The 1,756-nt window shown below is 32.7% G+C and carries 1 protein-coding gene; it reads left to right on the top strand.

Translation table 11 applies throughout. The features are described from left to right. The coding region (locus VK998_RS00240; protein WP_325224168.1) for a helicase C-terminal domain-containing protein at nt 1-1,756 on the top strand (1,756 nt) is incomplete at both ends.

Raw genomic sequence — 1,756 nt, 5'->3', positions numbered from 1 at the left:
AGGGTAGAACCAGAAGAAGATAATATGTTAAAAATCACGAATGACGGAAAAAAATTAGCCCTTGACCAAAGGCTTATCAATCCTCTTTTACCTGATGATCCTGATAGCAAGGTAAATGTATGTGTGAAAAACATTTATTCTATCTGGGATAAAACAAGGGATAATCGTTCAACCCAACTAGTATTTTCTGATATGTCTACTCCAAAGAATGATGGAAGTTTCAATGTTTATGATGATATAAGGGTCAAGCTTTTGAATATGGGTATTCCAGAAAATGAAATAGCCTTTATCCATGATGCTAATACAGAAAAACAGAAGGATGAATTATTTTCCAAAGTCCGTAAAGGTCATGTAAGGATTCTTTTAGGGTCTACCCAAAAGATGGGAACAGGTACTAATGTGCAAAATAGACTCATTGCTACCCATGACCTTGATGTGCCTTGGAGACCTGCAGATTTAGAACAAAGGGCAGGTCGTATTGTAAGACGTGGTAATGAAAATGATAAGGTTAAAATATTTAGGTATGTTACTGAGAATACCTTTGATAGTTATTTGTGGCAGACAATAGAAAATAAACAAAAATTTATCTCACAAATTATGACTTCAAAAACACCTGCAAGAGTAGCGGAAGATGTTGATGAAAACACCCTATCCTATGCTGAAATTAAAGCCCTTGCAACAGGTAACCCATTAATAAAGGAAAAGATGGACCTGGATATTGAAGTTACTAAATTAAAGATGCTTGAAGGAAACTACAAGAGTAATCTTTATAGTCTAGAAGATAAAATTATAAAGACCTACCCTAGAGAAATTGAAAGGTATGAAAAGCTTATTGAAGGCGCTAAAAGTGATATTGATAGAATCAAGCCACAGGGAACAGGTGATAATAAATTTACTTCTATAAAAATTGGAGATGAAGTAATTACAGATAGAAAATTAGCAGGAGATAAAATTCTTGAAGCAGTTAAGGGAGTGAAACTAGGAGATAAAAAGATTATTGGAAACTATAGGGGATTTCCTATAGAAGTAACATATAATTTTCTTACAAACCAACATAACTTTAATTTAAAAGGCTCCAACAATCACTATGGAGACCTAGGGGAAAATAGAGATGGGAACATCACAAGAATGGATAATGTCTTGGAGAGGATTCCTGATAGTTTGAAGAAATTTGTAGAAAAACTTGAAGCTACTAAGGAACAAATTGAAATTGCTAAAGAAGAAGTTAAAAAACCCTTTGATAAGGCAGAAGAATTAAAAAACAAGACACAAAGACTTACTGAAATTAATAGACTGCTTGACATGGGAGAAGTAGAAGACTTAGAGAATTTAAATCCTCTAATTGAAGATATTAAAAGGTTTATAATTGATTATTGTAATAGAGAGTTTGAACAAGATAATTCTTATGAGGATTTTAATAAACTTTATCCTGATGAAGGTCATATTGGACTTGCCTATACAACAACAGAAGATGGTAAACACGAAATACAGTATGAAATAAGTCTTAAAGATTATTCCTGGACACAATATGTAGATAATAAAGAAATATCTCATAGAAGTTATCTTGAAGATGAAGATGGCGGGACAGTTAATAAGGAAGAAGCCCTTGAAGCCTTTCTTTTAGACCTTAAGTATGGGGAGTTTAATGACTATGTAAGGGTTGATGAAAATGATTTAAGGGAAAAATTAGGACTTGAAATAGATGATGATGGAAATTATTATGATCCACTTGAAAAAGACCTAGATAATGATGGTA

It is taken from the genome of Schnuerera sp., from assembly GCF_035459645.1.
Taxonomy (GTDB): Bacteria; Bacillota; Clostridia; order Tissierellales; family Tepidimicrobiaceae; genus Schnuerera.
This window is presented reverse-complemented; position numbering and strand designations above follow the sequence as displayed.